General features: G+C 74.4%; 20 protein-coding genes. 8 read left to right on the top strand and 12 right to left on the bottom strand.

Annotation, left to right across the window (positions count from 1 at the left end; genetic code table 11):
- Positions 1–434: 434 nt before the first annotated feature.
- From MET2598_RS0127530 to MET2598_RS0127515, 3 genes are all read right to left on the bottom strand, one after another.
- The gene (locus MET2598_RS0127530) at positions 435–1,169 is read right to left on the bottom strand and encodes an ABC transporter permease subunit (RefSeq protein WP_018263060.1); all 735 of its coding nucleotides are present in this window, start codon (positions 1,167–1,169) and stop codon (positions 435–437) included.
- Entirely contained in the window at positions 1,166–2,317 is a 1,152-nt protein-coding gene (locus MET2598_RS0127525) for an ABC transporter permease subunit (protein WP_018263059.1), read from the bottom strand. The genes MET2598_RS0127530 and MET2598_RS0127525 overlap by 4 nt, the downstream gene beginning before the upstream one ends.
- Before the next feature lie 303 nt (positions 2,318–2,620).
- Positions 2,621–3,562 carry a glycine betaine ABC transporter substrate-binding protein gene (locus MET2598_RS0127515; RefSeq protein ID WP_012330024.1) on the bottom strand — a complete coding sequence of 314 codons (942 nt, stop codon included), beginning with the start codon at positions 3,560–3,562 and terminating at the stop codon, positions 2,621–2,623.
- 297 nt (positions 3,563–3,859) lie between these two features.
- Between MET2598_RS0127515 and MET2598_RS0127510 the strand changes: the two genes are divergently transcribed.
- Positions 3,860–4,174 carry a response regulator gene (locus MET2598_RS0127510; protein WP_415926925.1) on the top strand — a complete coding sequence of 105 codons (315 nt, stop codon included), beginning with the start codon at positions 3,860–3,862 and terminating at the stop codon, positions 4,172–4,174.
- Positions 4,175–4,452: 278 nt separating this feature from the next.
- On the opposite strand, the gene MET2598_RS0127505 is transcribed toward MET2598_RS0127510, so the two are convergent.
- Entirely contained in the window at positions 4,453–4,854 is a 402-nt protein-coding gene (locus MET2598_RS0127505) for a YraN family protein (protein ID WP_012330027.1), read from the bottom strand.
- On the bottom strand, positions 4,841–5,794 hold the full coding sequence (rsmI, locus tag MET2598_RS0127500) for a 16S rRNA (cytidine(1402)-2'-O)-methyltransferase (RefSeq protein WP_026190974.1): 954 nt from the start codon (positions 5,792–5,794) through the stop codon (positions 4,841–4,843). Before rsmI ends, MET2598_RS0127505 begins: the two co-directional genes overlap by 14 nt.
- A 253-nt stretch (positions 5,795–6,047) precedes the next feature.
- Here rsmI and MET2598_RS0127495 point away from each other — a divergent pair, with 253 nt between their 5' ends.
- Positions 6,048–7,262: a penicillin-binding protein activator gene (locus MET2598_RS0127495; RefSeq protein ID WP_026190973.1), complete on the top strand. Its 1,215-nt coding sequence runs from the start codon at positions 6,048–6,050 to the stop codon at positions 7,260–7,262.
- A gap of 67 nt (positions 7,263–7,329) precedes the next feature.
- Here the strand turns inward: MET2598_RS0127495 and hemW are convergent, their stop codons facing one another.
- From hemW to MET2598_RS0127475, 4 genes are all read right to left on the bottom strand, one after another.
- A complete protein-coding gene (gene hemW, locus MET2598_RS0127490) occupies positions 7,330–8,493 on the bottom strand; it encodes a radical SAM family heme chaperone HemW (protein ID WP_026190972.1) in 1,164 nt (387 codons plus the stop codon).
- Positions 8,494–8,687: 194 nt separating this feature from the next.
- Positions 8,688–9,002, bottom strand: coding sequence for a YkgJ family cysteine cluster protein (locus tag MET2598_RS0127485; RefSeq protein ID WP_012330031.1), 315 nt, complete (start codon positions 9,000–9,002; stop codon positions 8,688–8,690).
- On the bottom strand, positions 8,999–9,253 hold the full coding sequence (locus tag MET2598_RS0127480) for a hypothetical protein (RefSeq protein WP_012330032.1): 255 nt from the start codon (positions 9,251–9,253) through the stop codon (positions 8,999–9,001). Before MET2598_RS0127480 ends, MET2598_RS0127485 begins: the two co-directional genes overlap by 4 nt.
- Positions 9,254–9,328: 75 nt before the next feature.
- The gene (locus MET2598_RS0127475; protein WP_012330033.1) at positions 9,329–9,748 is read right to left on the bottom strand and encodes an acyl-CoA thioesterase; all 420 of its coding nucleotides are present in this window, start codon (positions 9,746–9,748) and stop codon (positions 9,329–9,331) included.
- 407 nt (positions 9,749–10,155) lie between these two features.
- Between MET2598_RS0127475 and MET2598_RS41620 the strand changes: the two genes are divergently transcribed.
- The 6 genes from MET2598_RS41620 to MET2598_RS0127445 all read left to right on the top strand — a co-directional run bounded on the left by MET2598_RS41620 (position 10,156) and on the right by MET2598_RS0127445 (position 16,140).
- The gene (locus MET2598_RS41620) at positions 10,156–10,365 is read left to right on the top strand and encodes a hypothetical protein (RefSeq protein WP_150108554.1); all 210 of its coding nucleotides are present in this window, start codon (positions 10,156–10,158) and stop codon (positions 10,363–10,365) included.
- Positions 10,366–10,448: 83 nt separating this feature from the next.
- The gene (locus MET2598_RS37495) at positions 10,449–11,672 is read left to right on the top strand and encodes a caspase family protein (RefSeq protein WP_036270569.1); all 1,224 of its coding nucleotides are present in this window, start codon (positions 10,449–10,451) and stop codon (positions 11,670–11,672) included.
- 134 nt (positions 11,673–11,806) lie between these two features.
- Entirely contained in the window at positions 11,807–12,220 is a 414-nt protein-coding gene (rpoZ, locus tag MET2598_RS0127460; protein ID WP_012330036.1) for a DNA-directed RNA polymerase subunit omega, read from the top strand.
- A gap of 228 nt (positions 12,221–12,448) precedes the next feature.
- Positions 12,449–14,650 carry a RelA/SpoT family protein gene (locus MET2598_RS0127455; protein ID WP_012330037.1) on the top strand — a complete coding sequence of 734 codons (2,202 nt, stop codon included), beginning with the start codon at positions 12,449–12,451 and terminating at the stop codon, positions 14,648–14,650.
- 59 nt (positions 14,651–14,709) lie between these two features.
- Positions 14,710–15,300: an orotate phosphoribosyltransferase gene (gene pyrE, locus MET2598_RS0127450; RefSeq protein ID WP_018263054.1), complete on the top strand. Its 591-nt coding sequence runs from the start codon at positions 14,710–14,712 to the stop codon at positions 15,298–15,300.
- Positions 15,301–15,489: 189 nt separating this feature from the next.
- Positions 15,490–16,140 (top strand): LabA-like NYN domain-containing protein, encoded by a 651-nt coding sequence (locus tag MET2598_RS0127445; RefSeq protein ID WP_012330039.1) that lies wholly within the window; start codon positions 15,490–15,492, stop codon positions 16,138–16,140.
- 127 nt (positions 16,141–16,267) lie between these two features.
- On the opposite strand, the gene MET2598_RS0127440 is transcribed toward MET2598_RS0127445, so the two are convergent.
- From MET2598_RS0127440 to MET2598_RS37490, 3 genes are all read right to left on the bottom strand, one after another.
- Positions 16,268–17,224 carry an NAD-dependent epimerase/dehydratase family protein gene (locus MET2598_RS0127440; protein ID WP_018263052.1) on the bottom strand — a complete coding sequence of 319 codons (957 nt, stop codon included), beginning with the start codon at positions 17,222–17,224 and terminating at the stop codon, positions 16,268–16,270.
- A gap of 10 nt (positions 17,225–17,234) precedes the next feature.
- Positions 17,235–18,239, bottom strand: a complete 1,005-nt coding sequence (locus MET2598_RS0127435; RefSeq protein WP_018263051.1) for a glycosyl transferase — start codon at positions 18,237–18,239, stop codon at positions 17,235–17,237.
- Between the two features lie 182 nt (positions 18,240–18,421).
- Positions 18,422–19,741, bottom strand: a 1,320-nt coding sequence (locus tag MET2598_RS37490; RefSeq protein WP_036270568.1) for a methylmalonyl-CoA mutase family protein, incomplete at its 5' end; no start/stop codon positions are given.

The raw sequence follows: 19,741 nt of genomic DNA, 5'->3' as shown, positions 1-19,741 counted from the left end.
CATCTCGACAATGCAATTTTGAATCGTGGCAGAAAACCGAACCGCCCCGGCAGGCGCCGCTTTCTTAGCGGTTAGGGCAGGTTAAATTATGCCATCGGGTCGCGACCGGACCGTCGTGAGACTATATATCCCGAAATATTGGGCTGGTTTTCCCGGCCGGCGGAGGAATGGATGGCGATGACGGGCTGACCTCGGCGCGTCTTGTCGGGTCGCAGGGGCGCCGGCGGCCGAGAGGAAGGAGATGGCCGCGGCCCTCCTGACCCAGCGCTTCCCGTGCCGGCGCGACTCGCGGCCCGGGCGGCGCGCCGCGGGAACCCAAGGTCGCGGCTCCCGCGCGCACCGATCGGGCGATCCCGGTCCGCGGGCGGCGCGTCCGAACCGAGGACCGGCGACGGCCCGGCGGGCGCCGCGCTCCCCGGGACGGTTCCCCGCCCTCAGCGCGGCGGGACCGGCCGAAGCAGCGCCTCGGCCGCGAGCATGGCCGCGTCCGCCAGGAAGGCGAGCGCCGCCGCGGCCGCGGCACCCTGCAGCAGCGCGAGGCCGTTCTGGTTCTGGAGCCCGACTACGATCGGGGTGCCGAGGGTCGGCGCGCCCGCGAGCGCGCCCACCGCCGCGGTCGCGACCGCGACCACCATCACGACCCGCAGGGCGGCCAGGATCGGCCCGGCCGCGAGCGGCAGGTCGACCTGCCGGAACAGCTGCGCGGGGGTGAGCCCCACGGCGAGGGCGGCGTCCCGCACCTCCGCCGGGACCGTGGCGAGGGCGTCGATGGTGGCGCGCATCACCGGCATCAGCCCGTAGGCCGCCAGGGCCAGGAGCGTCGGCGGCGCGCCGAAGCCCAGGATCGGCAGGGCGAGGCCGATCACCACCACCGGCGGCACCGCCTGGGCGGCGGCGGCGAGCGCGTCGATGGCGCCGCGCAGGCGCGCGTCGCCGCTGCGGACCGCCAGGATGCCGAGGCCGAGGCCGAGGCCGCCCGCGAGCGCGAAGCCGCCGAGGGCGAGGAGGAGGTGGCGCTGCGCGAGCCAGAGCAGGCGATCGAGGGGGACCGGCGCCCCGGTCCCGAGCCCGACCGCGCGGGCGATCGCGGCGGCGGCGGCGGGATGCGCCGCGGCCGCGAGGGCGAGACCCACCGTCGCGCTCCCGAGGGCGGAGACCAGCCGGCTCACGCGGAGGCTCCCCGGGTGGGGCGCAGGGCCGCGAGCGCGCGATCCGCCGCGAGCGACAGCGCGACCACCGGCGCCGCCCCGAGCAGGATCAGGTCGGGGGCGAATTGCGCCATGCCGTCGAACACCACCGCGCCGAGCCCCCCCGCCCCGACCAGGCCGCCGAGGGTGGTGAGGCCGATCGCCTGCACGGCCGCGACGCGCAGGCCCCCGAGCAGGATCGGGGCGCCGAGGGGCAGCCGCACCCGGGCGAGGATCTGGACCGGCCGCAGGCCGAGCGCGCGGGCGGTCTCGATCACCTCCGGATCGGGCGAGGCCAAGCCCTCGGCGAGGCTGCGCACCAGCGGGAGGGCGAGGTAGGCGGCGGTGCCGAGGATGGCCGGCGTCGGCCCGATCGCCGCGAGCCCGAGGCCGCGCAGGGATGGGAGCAGGGCGAGCAGGCCCGAGAGGAGCGAGACCAGGGCGGCGAAGAGCGCGAGGGCGGGCACGACCTGCACGCCGTTGAGGACCGCGTCGATCAGGCGGGCGCCCGCCCCGCCCCGCAGCCGCAGCAGGGCGAGCGGCACGCTGGCGCCGCCGCCGAGGGCGAGGGCGCCGGCCGAGAGGGCGAGGTGCTCGCCGAGGGCGGCCCTCAGGGTCCCGGCGCGGGCGCGGCCCTCGACCACCAGCGAGACCCCGTCGAGGAGCCCGGCCCGGAGCGCGAGCACCGTCCCGAGCAGCGCGAGCGCCGCGACGGCGAGGCCGGCGGCCCGGATCCCGAGGGCGCGCGCCGCCTCCACCGCCAGCAGCCCGATCGCCGCGGCGGCGATCCAGGCACCCGAGGCCAGGGAGGCGCGGGCGGCGGGGGGGCGGCCGGCGAGGTGACCGGCCGCGGCCGCGCCGAGGCCGAGAGCGAGCACCGCCAGGGCCGCCAGCCCCGCCGCGAGGGCCAGCGCCGCCGGGCCGCGCCCCCGGCCCGCGAGCAGCGCCGCCGCCGCCAGGGCGAGGAACCCGGCGGCGGGGCCGGTCCAGCCGGTGCCGACCGGCGTGCCGGGGACCAGGCGGTTCGGCGCGAGGGTCAGGAGCGGCAAGCCGAGCAGCGCGGCGAGGGCCAGGGCGGCCGCCGCGAGCGGCAGGACGCGCCGCGCCCCGGGGAGCGGGACGGCGCTCACGGGGCGGGTACGCGGCGCGGGCGCCCGGCATCGCCCGGACCGGCCGCCCGTGCGACGCAGCCCGCGCGGGGCCGACGACCGAGCGCCTCGCCCCGCCCGGCCTCGCCGCCCGGCGCGCCCTCGCGGCACGGTTCGGCACGGCCTTCGGCGGGCCCGAGACCGACCGGGCGGCTCCGCCGGACGACGCCTCTCTGCGGGACCTGCTGGGGAAGGCGCATGTCGTCGTCCTGGTCGTGATCCTGGCCGTGATCCTGGCCGTGATCCTGGCGGCCGTGCCGGGCGCGCACGGGCCCGCCCACGCCCTCAGCCCTCCGCCAGATAGCGGCGGGCCACCGCCTCCGGCGTCCCGCCCTCGACGGTGATCGCCCCGTTGAGCCGCCGCAGGGTCGGGAGGTCGAGCCGGGAGAAGATCCCGTCGAGGGCCGGGGCGATCGCCGGGTGGCGGGCGAGCACCGGGGCGCGGAAGACCGGCGCCGGCTCGTAGACGATCTGGGCGCCCAGGGGATCCTCCATGACCACCACGTCGAGGGCGGCGATCGCCCCATCGGTGCCGTAGACCATGCCGGCATTCACGCCGCTGATGCCCTGGGCGGCGGCCCGCAGGGTGACGGAGGTGTCGCCGCCCGGCAGGGTGATGATGCGCTCGCGCGGCAGGACGAAGCCGTAGGCCTTCTCGTAGGCGGCGAGCGCCGCCGGGCTCTCGACGAACTCGGCGGAGGCCGCGAGCTCGATCAGCCCGCGCCGCACCGCCCCGGCGAAATCCGCCATGCCGGACAGCCGCTCGCGGCGGGCGAGGTCGCCCCGCACGGCGATCTGCCACGAATTGTTCGCCCGCGCCGGGGTGAGCCAGACGAGGCCGTGCGGGGCGTCGAAGCGTCGCGCTGCCGCGATCGCGGTCGCGGCCGATTTCCAGGCCGGATCGGTCTCGGTGCCCGAGAAGAAGGCGGCGTTGCCGGTATATTCCGGATAGGCGTCGATCTCGCCGGCCGTGATCGCCGTCCGGACGATCCGGGTCGGGCCGAGCTGCAGGCGCGCCACCACCGGGATCCCGAGGCCGCGCAGGGTCTGGGCGATGATCTGGCCGAGCAGCGTCCCCTCGGCATCGCCCTTCGAGGCGACCGTCACGGCCTCCCCGTCGGCGGAGGCCCGGCCGCCCGCGAGGGCGCCGCCGAGCCCGAGCAGGAGGAGGCGGCGGTTCGGGCCCGGGCGCGGCCGCGCGGCGGACGATTTCGCGGGCGTTTTCATCCCTGCCCTCCCTCGGCGCACAGGCCGGCCGCCGCGCGGCCCCGCGCTTGACATGGTGCGCGTTCCGGGCGACGCCTCAACCGCCCTCCCGCCCGGCGAGGGTGCGGTTCCGCGGCGAGCGCGGGCGCGCCGATCCGTCGCCCTGGCGGCTCACGGTGAGTGCGACAAGTCCAGGGTGACAGCGTGACCTCGGTCCGAGGTGTTGAGGAAAGAGCCTCCGGCGTGAGCACGGATACAAGCGACCAGATCCTGAACGGCGCCCGCGTCCTCGTGGTCGAGGACGAGGCGGCGATTTCCATGCTCCTGGAGGACATGCTCCTGGACTTCGGCTGCGACATCGTCGGTCCGGCCGCTCGGCTGAGCACGGCCCTGGAGATGGCCGAGAAGGAGAGCTTCGCGGTCGCGATCCTGGACGTCAACGTGGCGGGGGAGCCGATCTATCCGGTGGCCGAGGCGGTGGTGCGGCGCGGCCTGCCCCTCGTCTTCTCGACGGGCTACGGCGGCGCGGGGATCCGCGAGCCGTTCCGCGACCGCCCGGTCGTGCAGAAGCCCTTCAGCCAGCAGGACCTCAAGCGCACCCTGATCCAGGCGATCCAGGGCCATCCGGGCTGAGGCGCGGCTCCGGCTCCTGCGCGCGCGCGACCCGGTTCGCCTCCGCCTCGACGCGGCGCTTGAACGCGCCCCAGGCCATCAGCGTGCAGCCGCAGCGGTCGCACTGCACCGGCGCGTCCTCGTGCAGCACGGCGGGAAATCGCACGGCCGGGCTGCCGCAGGCCTCGCAGCCGAATCCACTCCGCATGGCGCCCCCTTCCGGCTGCTTCCTGCAGCATACGCTACCCATGCTGCGCTGCACGGAAGATGAACGCCGGCTTCGCACTTGCCAACCGCCGTCAGGACATTTCCAACGCGAAGGCCGAGACGAGGTGACGCGGCCAGCGCCGCGGCGCGACGAAGACGGCGTCCGCCCGCAGGGTGAGCCCGGCGCTCCACGGGTTCCGGGCCATCCAGGCGCGCGCCGCCCGCGAGAAGGCGCGGCGCTTGCGCGCGTCGATGGCGGCGGCGGCCTCGTCGAGGGTCGGCCGCGCCTTCACCTCCACGAAGGCGACGACCGCGCCCCGCCGCACCACGAGGTCGATCTCGCCCCCCGCCGCGCTGTAGCGCCGGGCGAGCGGCCGGTAGCCCTTGACGAGAAGGGCCAGGAGGGCGAGCCGCTCCGCCCCGTGCCCGCGCAGGTAGGTCGCGCGGCGGCGCTGCGCCGCCCGCCGCGCCGGGCCGGCCTCAGCCCTGGTCATCGCCGCGCCGGGCCAGCGCCAGCGCCCGGGCGTAGACGTCCCGGCGCCTGAGGCCGGTCTCGTCGGCGACGAGGGCGGCCGCGTCCTTGATCGAGTGGCGGGCGAGCGCGGCGGAGAGCCGCGCGTCGAGGTCGGCGTCGGCCTCGGGCCCGGGCGCCGACTCGACCGCCGCCCCGATCACCACCACCACCTCGCCCTTCGGCGGGCCGGAGGCGGCGAACTCCGCCGCGAGCCCGCCGAGTTCGCCCCGGCGCACGGTCTCGAACAGCTTGGTGAGTTCCCGCGCGACCGCGGCCGCCCGCCCGCCCCCGAGGATCTCGGCCGCGTCGGCCAGCATCTCGGGCAGGCGGTGGGGGGATTCGAACAGCACGAGGGTCCCGGGCACCTCCGCCAGGGCCGCGAGGCGGGTGCGCCGGGCTCCGGCCTTCTGGGGCAGGAAGCCCTCGAAGAAGAAGCGGTCGGTCGGCAGGCCCGCCGCCATCAGGGCGGTGAGGGCCGCGGAGGGGCCGGGCACCGGCGTCACCGTGATCCCCTCGGCGATCGCCGCCTGGACGAGCTTGAAGCCCGGGTCGGAGACGAGGGGCGTGCCCGCGTCCGAGACCAGGGCCAGCGCCTCGCCGGCCTTCATGCGGGCGATCATCCGCTCGCGGACGCTCTCGCCCGAATGCTCGTGATAGGACAGGAGCGGGGTGGTGATGCCGTAATGCGCCAGCAGCGTGCGGGTGACGCGGGTGTCCTCGGCCAGGACCGCGTGCGCCGCCGCGAGCGTGGCGAGGGCCCGGAAGGTCACGTCCTTCAGGTTGCCGATCGGGGTGGCGACGACGTGCAGGCCCGGGGCGAGGGATTCGGCCTCGGCGGCGAGGCCGAAAGCGGTGAACACGGCCGGTCCGCGCCCGGGCGCGGCGGGGCGGCGGGCGGACTCGTCGGCGCGGTCGCTCATGGCGTCATCGGTCGCGGCGGGATCGGACTTCGCGGGATCGGACATGGCCTGATCGGTCGTGGCCTGATCGGTCGTGGCGTCATCGGTCATGGCGCGGTTGTCGCATGATTGCGGCGCGGAAGACCATAAGCTTTTCCCCGACGGAAGGGGGAGTGCGGCGCGGCGACCTGCCGTTTACTTTTCCTGAGGAGACTTTATGCAGCGGGGCGTGATCCGTCGGGCGTCGGGGCGGCCGCAGCGGGGGAGCGGGGTGATGGCGGCGTTGCGCGTGGGATGGCCTGGATGGCGCGCGGCCTGCGCGGTGCTGGCCCTCGGCCTGTCGGCCTGCGGCGGGAGCGGCGTGAGCCCGGTCGTGGCGACCCGGCCCGGCGCGGAGGCGACCGCCCCGGCGGCGCCCGCCCCCGGCACGCCCGACGCCTCCGCGATCGGCCAGGGCAGCGTCACGGTGGCGCTGATCCTGCCCCTCACGGGGCCCGGCGCGGCGGCGGGCGCCGCGATGCGCAACGCCGCGGAACTCGCCGTGGCGGAATTCCAGAATCCCGACCTGAAGGTCCTGGTCAAGGACGACCGCGGCACGCCCGACGGGGCCCGCGACGCCGCCGCGTCGGCCCTGGCGGAGGGCGCCGAGATCGTGATCGGCCCGCTCTTCGCCGGGAGCGTCCAGGCCGCGGCCGGGGCGGTGCGGGCGGCCGGCAAGCCGGTGGTGGCCTTCTCGACCGACGTGAGCGTCGCCGGGCGCGGGGTCTACCTGCTGAGCTTCCTGCCGCAGCCCGAGGTCGACCGGGTGGTCGAGGAGGTGACGGGTGCGGGCCGGCGCTCCTTCGCGGCGCTGATCCCCGAGACCACCTACGGCAACGTGGTGGAGGCGCAGTTCCGCGAGGCGGTGGCCCGCAAGGGCGGCCGGGTGGTGGCGCTGGAGCGCTTCCCGGCCGGCAACCCGGCCGCCGCGGTGGCGCGAATCGCCCCGCTCGTCACCGGGCCGGGAGCGCAGGCGGACGTGCTGTTCCTGCCCGACACGCCCGAGGGCCTGACCGCCACGGCCGGCGCCCTCACCCGCGCGGGCTTCAACCCGGCCCGGGTGAAGCCGGTGGGCACCGCGATCTGGAACGATCCGCGGGTCTTCGCCCTCCCGGCCCTGCAGGGCGGCTGGTTCGCGGCGGTGGAGCCCGGCGGCTACGCGAATTTCGCCCAGCGCTACCGGACGCGGTTCGGCGGCGAGCCGGTCCGGGTCGCTTCCCTGGCCTACGATGCGGTGTCGCTCGCGGCGGCGCTGAACCGGCAATACGGGTCGCAGCGCTTCGCCGAGACGACGCTCACCAATCCCTCGGGCTTCGCGGGGATCGACGGCACCTTCCGCTTCAAGGCCGAGGGGCCGAGCGAGCGGGCCCTCGCCGTGTTCGAGATCCGGGGCGGGTCGAGCGCGGTGGTGAGCCCGGCGCCGCGGGCGCTCGGGCCGTCCGGGACCTGAGCGCGGCAAGGTTCTCCCGGCACCGCTCTCCCGCGCCCTCGACCGGCGGCCGCCCCGCCGCCCGCGCTCACGCCGCCAGTTCCGCCACCACGGCGTTGAGGACCGGGGCCCCCTTCGGGGTGGCGGCGATCCGGCCCGCCTGCGTCACCCGCACCAGATCCTCGGCGAGGAGCCCGTCGAGCCGCCGCCGGTCGAGGGGGCGGCCGGCCAGCCGCGCGAAGCGCGCCGGGTCGATGCCCTCGGCGAGGCGCAGCCCCATCACCAGGAACTCGTCCCCCTCCTCGGCTTGCGTCAGCGCCTCGGTCCGCACGATGCCGTGGCCCTCCCGCGCGACCCGGGCGAGCCACGCCTCAGGGGCCCGCTCCGTCACCGTGCCGGTGCGGCCCCCCGGCAGGACGAGGCGGCCGTGGGCGCCGGGACCGATCCCCGCATATTCGCCGTAGCGCCAGTAGAGCAGGTTGTGGCGGGATTCGGCGCCGGGCCGGGCGTGGTTCGAGATCTCGTAGGCCGGCAGCCCCGCCGCGCCGCAGACCTCCTGCGTCACGTCGAACAGGGCCCGGGCCGTGTCCTCGTCGGGCGGCACGAGCCGGCCCGCGGCCGCGAGCCCGTGGAAGGGCGTCCCCTCCTCGATGGTGAGCTGGTACAGCGAGAGGTGCTCGGCCGCGCGCGCGATCGCCTGCCGCAGCTCCGCCGCCCAGGCGGCGGGCGTCTGGTCCGGCCGGGCGTAGATCAGGTCGAAGGAGAAGCGCGCGAAGTGGCGCGACGCGGTCTCGACCGCCGCGAGCGCCTCGGCCGCGCTGTGCAGGCGCCCGAGCCGCCTGAGCGCCCCGTCGTCCAGCGCCTGCACCCCGAGCGAGACCCGGTTGACCCCGGCGAGCCGGTAGCCGCGGAAGCGGTCCGCCTCGACGCTGGTCGGGTTGGCCTCGAGCGTGATCTCGGCCCCGGGCGCCACGGTCCAGGCCGCCGCCACCGCGTCGAGGAGCGCCCCCACGGTCGCCGGCTGCATCAGCGAGGGCGTGCCGCCCCCGAGGAAGACGCTCGTCACCGTGCGGCCGGGCGCCAGCGCGGCCGCGTGGGCGATCTCGCGCGCGAAGGCCGCCCGCCACGCCGCCTCGTCGGGGGGCGCGTGGCGGACATGGCTGTTGAAGTCGCAGTACGGGCACTTCGCCGCGCAGAACGGCCAGTGCAGGTAGACCCCGAAACCGACGTCCCGGGTCGGATGATCGATCATCCGGGGGATGTGCCGCCGCGCCGCGCCCGGCACAAGCCCTCAGGACGCCGCGGCGCCGGTCTCATCCGACCTCCGGTTGATGGCTTCGCCATCTCCCCTTTCGGCCATGCGGATGTCGGCGTCGCTCAGGCGCCGCGCTCAGGCGGCGCGCAGGCGCGTGATCCGGGATCCGCTTCGATCAAGCGGATCCCGGATCAGGAGGCCGGGTCCGCCGGCACCGGCAGGCCGTGCCGGCGGCGGGCGAGCAGGCATTCCGGGTCGCCCGGCTCGCAGGTGCGGCAGACCTCCGGGCGCACCGCGTAGACGCGGCAGCGCACCGCGACGCCGACCCGGCCCTCCAGGGCGCTGCAGCGGTCGCCGAGGCAGCGCATGCGCCCGGCCGGGTCGTCCACGTACGCGGCCGGGATCGCCGCCAGCGCCGCGTCGTCCTCGGTCGAGAAGCGCGGCCACTCGGCCGAGTAGGCGCAGCAGGCGCCGCAGGCCTGGCAGGCGAAGGTCGGGTCGCTCACTCCGCGGGCGGCGCGAGGCGCAGGGCGTTGGCGGCGACGTGCTCGCGGTAGCGCGCCACCACGGCCCCCATGCCGCCGCCGGTCAGCAGCGTGCCGGTGGCCTCGATCAGGGCGCTCACCTTCTCGCTCACCATCTGGTGCGATTCCGCCACCGCCTCGGCGTCGCAGGCTGCGAGCTTCACGAGGCGCTGCGCGATCACCCCCTGGGCCTCGACGGCCAGGAGCATTGACTCAACCCACATTTCGAACATGCCCGGCTCCGGGAGCCGCGTGCTGCGGCGGACCCTATCAATGCGCGGAACATTGAAAGGTCCCCTACCGCCGCGTCATGGCCGCTCTGCCTTGGCCGCAGGCGGCACCGGGCGCGGCCGCCCCTCGTCGTCGATCGCCACGAAGGTGAAGGTCGCCTCCGTCACCTTCTCGCGCAGCTGCGTGCGGAAGCGCCGGGCCCAGGCCTCGATCTGGATCCGCATCGAGGTGCGGCCGACATGGGCGACGCGGGTGTAGACGCAGAGCACGTCCCCGACCCGCACCGGCCGGATGAAGCTCATCGCCTCGACCGCCACGGTGACGACGCGGCCCTGCGCCCGCTCGACCCCGGCGATGCCCCCCGCCTGGTCCATCTGCGACATCACCCAGCCGCCGAAGATGTCCCCGTTGGCGTTGGTGTCGGCCGGCATCGCGATCGTGCGCACGGTGAGCTCCCCGCGCGCAAGCCCGTTCGTGGTGTCCTCGGTGTCGGCCATGTCGCTCTCCCTGCCGGACTCGCGGTCCCGCGGGACGATACCTCGAAGATCGGGCGAACGGGCTCCTTATCCGCACGCGGCCGCCCTCCGACGCGCGCGAGCGGGTTGCCGATGAGGGAGTCTGCGGTCGGCCCGCCATCACGCAATCGCCCCAATCCCCGTGCGGATTCGGCCCGCTTCCCCTGCGAAAGCCGCCCTCCCGATGCCACTCCGAGCAATCGACGCGCGCCGCCTCCGTCTTATCGCTCCTTTCCCTGGCTCTCCCATGGGAAGGCCATGCCTCCGACACCGTGCTGAAATCAGATCTCAAGAAATGTTGGACCAAGCAGTCCCTGCCCGCGAAGGCTCGCTTCGTCAACATACTAACGATGTGTTTCAGATCGCGCGGACGATTGCACGGTATTACGGTGGACGGTGACGACGGATGGGATTGGGCCGCGCGCTGGAGATTGGACCGCGGCCGGCGGGCCGTCCTGATCGACGACGCGTATCGGGATCGCCAGGTCTGCTCCGTCCAACTCGACACGTCGGGCAAGCGCCTCGTGCCCGACGGTTGCGGCTTCTCGGGCACTTTCGAGTTCGACGAGGGCATGTCGGCCGTGTCCTTCGCGGAGTGAGCGGCCGGCGCGAGCCCGATTCGCAGCGAGCCCGGCCTGCGCAGCGCTTGCGCCGCGCCACGTTCGAATGCAGGGAATCCGGGATGCGCGCATCGCGTCACCCGGAGGGATCTGTGCGGCGGATCGGGGTCTGGCTGGTCCTGTGGGTCTGCGCGCTCCTCGGCTCGGAGGCCGCGGCGGCCGATCGGCTCGCCTTCGTGGTCGGGGTCGACACCTACCCGAATCTCGGGCCGGGCGCCGCCCTGGAGCGTCCGGTCGCCGATGCCAGGGCGGTGGGGGCGGCCCTCGAATCGATCGGGTTCCGGGTCACGCTGCTCACCGCCGGGGTGACGCAGGAGACTTTCCTGCGCCGCTTCTCGGTCTTCGCCGACCAGGTCCAGCCCGGCGACACCGCCCTGTTCTACTTCGCCGGTCACGGCATCGCGCTCCAGGGCACGAACTACCTGATCCCCTCCGACATCCCGGCGATCGAGCCCGGCCAGGAGCTGCTCGCCCGCAACCGCGCGCTCGCCGAGGCGGATCTGAGCGCGGCCCTGCGCGAGCGCGGCGCGCGGGTGGTCGTGATGGTGATCGACGCCTGCCGGGACAACCCCTTCCCGCGCAGCGGGACCCGCAGCGTCGGCCTCACCCGCGGCCTCGTCCGGACGGAGCCGGCGGAGGGCGTCTTCTCCCTCTACGCGGCGGGCGCCGGCCAGCAGGCCCTCGACCGGCTGCCGGGGTCGGATCCGAGCCCGAACTCGGTCTTCACGCGGGTCTTCGTCGCGCAGATCCGGCGGCCGGGCGTCAGCCTGATCGATCTCGGCGAGACCGTCCGGGACGAGGTGGTGCGGCTCGCCGAGACCGTGCCGCACAAGCAGGTGCCGGCCTATTACAACGAGGTCCGCGGCGCCCGCTTCCTCAGCCTCTCGGGGAGCGATCCGGCCCCGGCCGAGCCGCCGCGGCCGGCTCCCGCCCCGGTCCCGCTGCCGGCGCCGCCCCCGCCCCTCCCGGCGCCGGTCCCGAGCGCGGGGCCGGCCCCGCCGCGGGTCGCCCTCCCGGCCCCCGCCCCGGAGCCGCCGCGCGAGATGCGGGTCGGCCTGTTCAGCCACCCGATCCGGCTCGACCCGTCCGGCGACAACTGGCTCGCCCTGCGCAGCCGCCCGAGCGCCAGCGAGGGCGTGCGCCTGATGAAGCTCGGCCCCGACGCGCTCTTCACGGTGCTCGGGCGCCAGGGCGCCTGGCTCAACGTGCGCCTGCGCGGCGGCGAGACGGGCTGGGTCCACGGCGATTACGTGGGCTGCTGCCGCCGGGCGCCCGTGACGCCCTGAAGCCCGTGAGCCCTGGGCCCCTTGGGCGCCCGGCCCGCACCCGTCGCCCCGCGGCCGGTGCTTGTTGCAAATTGGCATCTCGTGTAGAGAGACCCATCCCCGATCCGCCGTTCGCCTGAAGGAAGGAGCCGCGCATGGCTCGCGTCACCGTTGAAGATTGCATCGACAAGGTCGAGAACCGGTTCGAGCTCGTCCTGCTCGCCGGCCATCGGGCCCGGCTGCTCTCGTCCGGCGCGCCCCTCACGGTCGACCGCGACCGCGACAAGAACCCGGTCGTGGCCCTGCGCGAGATCGCCGACGAGACCATCACGCCGGACGACCTCAAGGAGCAGCTGATCCACTCGCTCCAGAAATACGTCGAGGTCGACGAGCCGGAGCCGGAGGCGGTGCCGCTCCTGTCGAGCTCGCCCGCCGCCGCCGCGGTGGCGCCCCAGGCCGCCTCGGGCGACGACAACGACATCCAGTTCGACCGGATGAGCGAGGAGGACCTGCTGCGGGGCCTCGAGAACCTCGCGCCCCCGACCGAGACCGAGGACGAGGGCGACTGACCCTTCCGATCCCGGACGGACCCGCGGAACCCGGCCCTCGCGCCGGGTTTCTGCGTTCCGGGCAGGGCCGCCGCGCCCCCTTGCGACGAGAAGGATCTGGCGCGGGGCGCGATTCCCCCCGATAGTCGGACATCCCCTCAAGCCTCGTCGCCAAGGCCCGCGCGGCCGCCTTCGTGCGACGGCGCGCCGCCCGCGTCGGGCGGCAGGGCGTCAGGAGACCACCGGCGGATGATGCGCCAGTACGAACTCGTCGAGCGGGTGAAGGCCTACAACCCCGCCGCCGACGAGGCGATGCTCAACCGGGCCTACGTTTACGCGATGCGGGCGCACGGCTCGCAGATGCGCGCCTCGGGCGACCTGTTCTTCGCCCACCCGCTCGAAGTGGCGGCGATCCTGACGGACCTGCGGGTCGACGACGCCACCATCGTGGCCGCCGTGCTGCACGACACGGTGGAGGACACGGCCGCCACCCTGGAGGAGATCAACCGCACCTTCTCGCCCGAGATCGGCACGCTCGTCGACGGCCTGACCAAGATCAAGCGCCTCGACCTCGTCTCCAAGCAGGCGGCCCAGGGCGAGAACTTCCGCAAGCTGCTGCTCGCCATCGCGGCGGACGTGCGCGTGCTGCTCGTCAAGCTGGCCGACCGGCTGCACAACATGCGCACCCTGCAGCACATGCCGCCGGAGAAGCGCGTCCGCATCGCCCAGGAGACGCTCGACATCTACGCGCCGCTGGCGAGCCGGATGGGCATGCAGGAGCTGCGCGAGGAGCTGGAGGACCTCTCCTTCCGCAACCTCAAGCCGGATGTCTACGCCACGATCAGCCGCCGGCTCGACGACCTGACCGCCAAGTCCGAGCGCCTCGTCGAGAGCATCGAGCGCGATCTCGTCCAGAGGCTCGCCGCCAAGGGCATCGTCGCCAAGGTCAAGGGCCGGCAGAAGCGCCCCTACTCCATCTGGAGCAAGATGGAGCGCAAGTCAGTCGCCTTCGAGCAATTGTCCGACATCTTCGGCTTCCGGGTCATCGTCGATTCGGTCGATACCTGCTACCGGGCGCTCGGGGTCGTGCACACGACCTGGCCGATGGTGCCGGGCCGCTACAAGGACTACATCTCGACACCGAAGCAGAACGATTACCGCTCGATCCACACCACGGTGATCGGGCCGAAGAGCCAGCGCGTCGAGCTGCAGATCCGCACCGCCGAGATGGAGGAGGTGGCGGAGTACGGCATCGCCGCGCACGCGCTCTACAAGGACGGCTCGCCCCACCTCGCCACCGAGAGCGGCGCCTACCAGTGGCTGCGCCGCACCATCGAGCTCCTCGCCGAGGGCGACAGCCCGGAGGAGTTCCTGGAGCACACCAAGCTCGAACTCTTCCAGGACCAGGTCTTCTGCTTCACCCCGAAGGGCCGGCTGATCGCGCTGCCGCGCGGGGCGACCCCGATCGACTTCGCCTACGCGGTCCACACCGAGCTCGGCAACGCCGCGGTCGGCGCCAAGATCAACGGCCGCATCGCCCCGCTCCTCACCGAGTTGCAGAACGGCGACGAGGTCGAGATCGTGCGGGCGGACGGCCAGACCCCGCCGGCGGCCTGGGAATCCCTCGTCGTGACCGGCAAGGCCCGGGCGGCGATCCGGCGGGCGACGCGCTCGGCGGTGCGGCGGCAATATGCCGGGCTCGGGCGGCAGATCCTCGACCGCGCCTTCGAGCGGGCGGGCAAGAATTTCTCCGACGAGAAGCTGCGCGGCGCCCTCCCCCGCCTCGCCCGCACCTCCGCCGAGGACGTCTTCGCGGCGGTGGGACGCGGCGAGATGTTCTCGGGCGACGTCGTGAAGGCGGTCTATCCCGACTACAAGGACGAGCGCCGCAGCCAGCCCGCCCCGAGCGCGCCGAGGCCCCACGTCAACGGCGCCGGCCGCCTCTCCCTCGACAAGGACCAGACCGTGCGCCTGACCTGGCCCGGCAAGGGCGGCGAGGACGCGATCCCGATCCGCGGCCTCGACCGCGACCTGCCGGTGCGCTTCGCGCCCGAGGGCGGCGCGGTGCCGGGCGACCGCATCGTCGGCATCCTCACCGCCGGCGAGGGGGTGACGATCTACCCGATCCAGTCCCCGGCGCTCGCCGATTTCGACAACGAGCCGGACCGCTGGCTCGACGTGCGCTGGGACGTGGACGGCGGCACCCACCAGCGCTTCCCGGCCCGCATCGCCCTCCAGTCGATCAACGAGCCCGGCAGCTTCGCGCAGATCGCCCAGGTCATCGCCGACCACGACGGCAACATCGACAACATCTCGATGAAGCGGCGCAGCCAGGACTTCACCGACGTGCTGATCGACCTCTCGGTCTGGGACCTCAAGCACCTCAACGCGATCATCTCCGAGCTGAGGGCCAAGCGCGTGGTCAGCAAGGTCGAGCGGGTCAACGGCTGACCCGGTTGCACCGCGAACGCGCCCCTGCCACAAGCCCCGGAACCGGAGGACCCCGCTCGATGACGCCCGACGACCTGCTCGAGGAATTCCGCGCCGCCGGCGCCCTGCTCGAGGGCCACTTCATCCTCTCGTCGGGCCTCCACAGCGCCGTGTTCCTGCAGAAGATGGCGATCTTCAGCGATCCCGTGCGCACCGCGCGGGTCTGCGCCGGGCTCGCGTCCGTGATCCGCGACCGCTACGGCCCGGTCGACCTCGTGGTCTCCCCGGCCATCGGCGGCATCGTGCCGGGCTACGAGACCGCCCGCGCCCTCGGCGCCCGGGCGATCTTCGTCGAGCGCGACCCGGGCGGGCCGTTCCAGCTGCGGCGGGGCTTCAGCATCCCGGCCGGCAGCCGCGCCGTCATGGTCGAGGACATCGTCACCACCGGCCTGTCCTCGCGGGAATGCCTCGCGGCGCTGAGGGACCAGCCCGGCGAGGTCGTGGGCGCGGCCTGCCTGATCGACCGCTCCGGCGGGCGCGCCGATCTCGGCGCCCCCCTCGTCGCCCTCGCCACCCTCGACATCCCGAACTATCCTGCCGACCAACTCCCGCCCGACCTCGCCGCCATCCCGGCCGTGAAGCCGGGCAGCCGCGCCACGACGCCGGGCTGACTGGACGCGCGTCAAGCTCAGCTTGACACGGAGCGGCCCTACTCCTTACCTCAACGCTATTGCAGGCCGCGGGCCGGCGCGCCCTACGCGGCGGATGTTTTCGCGATCATCCGATCTGTCGATGTCGCGCCGAATCCACGGACGTCGCCGCCATTTCCGCCGGCCCCGCCGCGCGGTCAGGAATAACAAATGACATATCAGCGCAGCGCCCTCTTCATCGACGGCGCTAATGTTTACGCGACCACCAAGGCGCTCGGCTTCGACATCGACTATCGAAAGCTTCTCGCAGACTTTCGGTCCCGCGAGAATCTTATTCGGGCATTCTACTATACCGCTTTGATTGAAGATCAAGAATACTCGTCGATCCGGCCGCTGATCGACTGGCTCGACTACAACGGTTACCGTGTCGTGACGAAGCCGGCTAAGGAATTCACCGATTCGACCGGGCGGCGCAAGATCAAGGGCAACATGGACATCGAGCTGACGATCGATGCCCTGGAGCTCAGTCCCTACATCGACCACATGGTACTGTTCTCGGGCGACGGCGACTTCAAGCCCCTGGTCGCCGCGATGCAGCGGCGGGGCGTGCGCGTGACCGTGGTCTCGACCATCCAGACGCAGCCGCCGATGGTGTCGGACGACCTGCGCCGGCAGGCGGACGACTTCGTCGACATCGTGCACCTGATCCCGCGCATCGGCCGCGACCAGAGCGACCGGCCGACTCGGCCGATGCGGCCCCACCCCGACGCGGGCGGGGAGCGCGGGCCCGCCCGCTCCCCGGTCAGCCTGGAGCAGCGCTACGGCATCCGTCAGAACGAGGAGGAGGCGGACGAGGAGTGATCCGGGATCCGCTTGACCAAGGCGGATCCCGGATCACGCGCCTGCGCGGCGCCTGAGCGCGGCGCCTGAGCGCGGCGCCTGAGCGACGCCGACATCCGCTTTGCCGAAATCGGAGAGGGCGAAGCGCTCAACCGGATGTGGTGTGAGCCGCCTCCCCGCCCGCGACCGCGCGGGCGAGCGCGGTGAGGCCCTCCCGGCTGCCGCGCGGCGCCGTCCAGCCGAGGCCGGCGAGCGCCTCCGCCCGGGCGACGAGCGAGCCCGCGAGGCGTTCGCCGAGTTCGCCGCGGCCCGCGAGCCGCAGGGCCGCCGCGACGAGCGGCGCCGGCACCGGCATGAGCCCGGGCGGGCGGCCGAACCCGGCCCTGAGCGCGGCCAGCATCTCCGGCACGGTGAGCGGGTCCGGCTCGGCCACGATGAGCGGCCGCCGCAGGAAACCGGGGGCGCGCAGCACCGCCTCGACCGCGTCCGCGAGCGTCTCGACCGAGACCAGGGAGCGGCGTCCGCGCAGGCCGCCGAGGGGCAGCGGGACGGGCCGCGCCGCCAGGGCGAGGAGCGCGGCCATGTTCCCCTTCACCCCGGGTCCGTAGACCAGGACCGGGCGCAGGGCCGCGAAGTCGATCTCGACCGCGGCGAGGGCCTCCTCGGCGGCGAGCTTGGAGCGGCCGTAGGCGTCGGTGGGGGCCGGCGCGTCCGCCTCGGTGAGGGTCCCGGGCGCCGAGGGGCCGCACTGCGCCCGGATCGAGGACAGGAACACGAAGCGGCGCACCCGCGCCTTGGCGGCGGCCTGGGCGAGGCCGCGCGTCGCCTCGGTGTTGAAGGTCCGGTAATCGTCCTCCGGCGCCCCCGACATGGCGTGGGCGAGGCCGGCCGAGTGCACCACCGCGTCGACGCCCGCGAGCGCCGCCGCCATGTTCTGCGGCCGGGCGAGGTCCCCGACCACGGCCCCGCTCGCCCCGGGCGGCAGCGCGACCGGCCGGCGCAGCAGCACCCGGACCCTGTAGCCGCGGCCGGTGAGGTCGCGCAGGAGGTGGCGGCCGATGAAGCCGGTGGCGCCCGTGAGCGCGATGAGCGGGGCAGCCGTCATGGGGTCACATTCATGGGGTCACCGGGATGGCGCGCGGGGTCGCGAAGGCGCGCAGCACGAGGGCGACGAGGCCGCCCGCGACCGCCAGCGCCGAGAGGGCGGCCGGCCAGGAGGGCCAGGCCAGCGTCGCCCCGGCGAGACCCGCGAGGGCGAGGTTGAGGCCGAAGACGGTCCCCACCACCTCCGGCACGCCGTAGCCGTTCGTCGTGGCGCGCTGGTAGAAATGCGTGCGGTGGGCCTGCCAGACCGGCTCGCCGCGCCGCAGGCGCCGCAGCAGCGTCAGGGTCGCGTCGGCGAGGAAGTAGAGCGGCAGCAGGATCGCGGCGGCGAGGCCGCCCTCGGCGGCGAGCCGGTAGAGCAGCCACGCCATCACGAGGCCGAGGGGCAGCGAGCCGACGTCGCCGAGGAAGAGCCGCGCCACCGGCCGGTTGAACGGCGCGAAGCCGAGCACCCCGCCGAGGAGTGCGCCGGCGACGAGGGTGACCTCCGGCGGCAGGACTCCGCAGGCGCCGAAGGCGAGGAGCGCGGCGAGCAGCGGCACCGCCTCCGCGACGGTCATCCAGTCGAGCCCGTCCATGAAGTTCACGAGGTTGACGAACCAGAGCCCGGCGAGGAGCGAGAGGCCCCATTCGAGCCCGGCCGGGATCCCCGGCCAGAGCCGGACGGGGGTCGCCGCCAGCAGCGCTCCGACCGCGAGGGCCTGGAGCGCGAGGCGCGGCAGCGCCGGCAGCGGGCGCAGGTCGTCCACGGCCCCGACCAGGGCGAGTCCGAGCGTCGCCGCGGCGAGGCAGGCGGCCTCGCGCCCGACGGGCAGCGGCCAGAGGGCCGCCCCGACCAGGAGCGCCGCCCCGATGACCGCGACGCCGCCGCCCTGCGGCGTCGGCACCCGGTGGCTCGAGCGGGCATTCGGCCGCGCCAGGGCGTAGCGTCGCAGGAGCGGGCGCAGGGCCAGGATCAGGGCGGCCGCGCCGGGCGCGGCGACGAGCAGGGCGGTGACGGGGGCGGGCAGCGGCATCCCGGTGATCTACGCGGGATGCCGGGTCGAGGGAAAGAGCGCGCCGGCGAGGCGGCCTGATCCCGACGCCCCGGGATGCCGGCGCGTCGGGCCGTTGACCGTCTCGGATCGCCGCCACCACGCCGAAGGCTTGACGACGATCCGAGAACGGAACCGGCGGTCGTGGGACATGACCGCCGGGATCAGAACACCTGCTCGCGGTTCGGCACCGGGCCCTGCGCCTCGCGCGCCGCGAGGGCGCGCTCGACCACCTTGGCGAGGCCGACCATGATCGCGTCGATGGCGTAGTCCTTCGGCGTGTAGACCGCCGCCACGCCCATGTTCTTGAGGACGAGCTCGTCCTCCGGCGAGATGATGCCGCCCACCACGACCGGGACGTGGTCGAGCCCCTCGCGGCGCAGCCGCGCCTTCACCTCGCGCACCAGCGGCACGTGCGAGCCGGAGAGGATCGACAGGCCGATGACGTGGGCGCCGCGCTCGCGGGCCTTGGCGACGATCTCGTCCGGGGTCTGGCGGATGCCGTCGTAGCTGACGTCGAAGCCGACGTCGCGGGCGCGCAGCGCGATCTGCTCGGCCCCGTTCGAGTGGCCGTCGAGGCCCGGCTTGCCGACCACCAGCTTGGGGGTCTCGCCGAGCCGCTCGCCGAGATCGGCGATGAGCAGGCGCGCCTCCTCGGCCGCCCCCGAGGTCACGGTCTCGGGCGTGACGCCGGTGGGCGCCCGGTACTCCCCGAAGACCGCGCGCAGGCGCGCGCCCCACTCGCCCGTCGTCACCCCCGCCTTGGCGCAGGCGATCGAGACCGGCATGATGTTGGCGCCCGAGCGGGCCGCCGCGTCGAGCTCGTCGAGGGCGCGCGCCACCGCCTGCGCGTCGCGCTCCGCCCGCCAGGCGCGGATGCGGCCCTGCGCCTCCATCTCGACCGTCTCGGAGACCGTGAAGATCGCCCCGTCCCCGGCGGTGAGCGGCGAGGGCTCGCCGGTCTCGAAGCGGTTGACGCCGACCACGACCTGCTCGCCGCGCTCGATGGCGGCGATGCGCTGCGCGTTCGACTCGACCAGCGCCCGCTTCAGGGCGCCGGTCTCCACCGCCGCCACCGCGCCGCCGAGCGCCCCGATCCGCTCCAGCTCGGCCCGGGTCCGGGCCTTCAGCTCCTCGACCTTGGCGTCGATCACCCGCGAGCCGTCGAAGATGTCGTCGAATTCGAGCAGGTCGGTCTCGTAGGCGAGGATCTGCTGCATGCGCATCGACCATTGCTGGTCCCAGGGCCGCGGCAGGCCGAGCGCCTCGTTCCAGGCCGGCAGCTGCACGGCGCGGGCGCGGGCGCGCTTCGAGAGCGTCACCGCCAGCATCTCGATCAGGATCCGGTGGACGTTGTTCTCCGGCTGCTGCTCGGTGAGGCCGAGGGAGTTGACCTGCACGCCGTAGCGGAAGATCCGCTTCTTCGGGTCCTTGATGCCGTAGCGGTCGCGGGTGATCTCGTCCCAGAGATCGCTGAACGCCCG

Source organism: Methylobacterium sp. WSM2598 (assembly GCF_000379105.1).
Taxonomy (GTDB): Bacteria; Pseudomonadota; Alphaproteobacteria; order Rhizobiales; family Beijerinckiaceae; genus Methylobacterium.
Note: the sequence above shows the minus strand (reverse complement) of the source record. Positions and strands in the feature narration are given on the sequence as shown.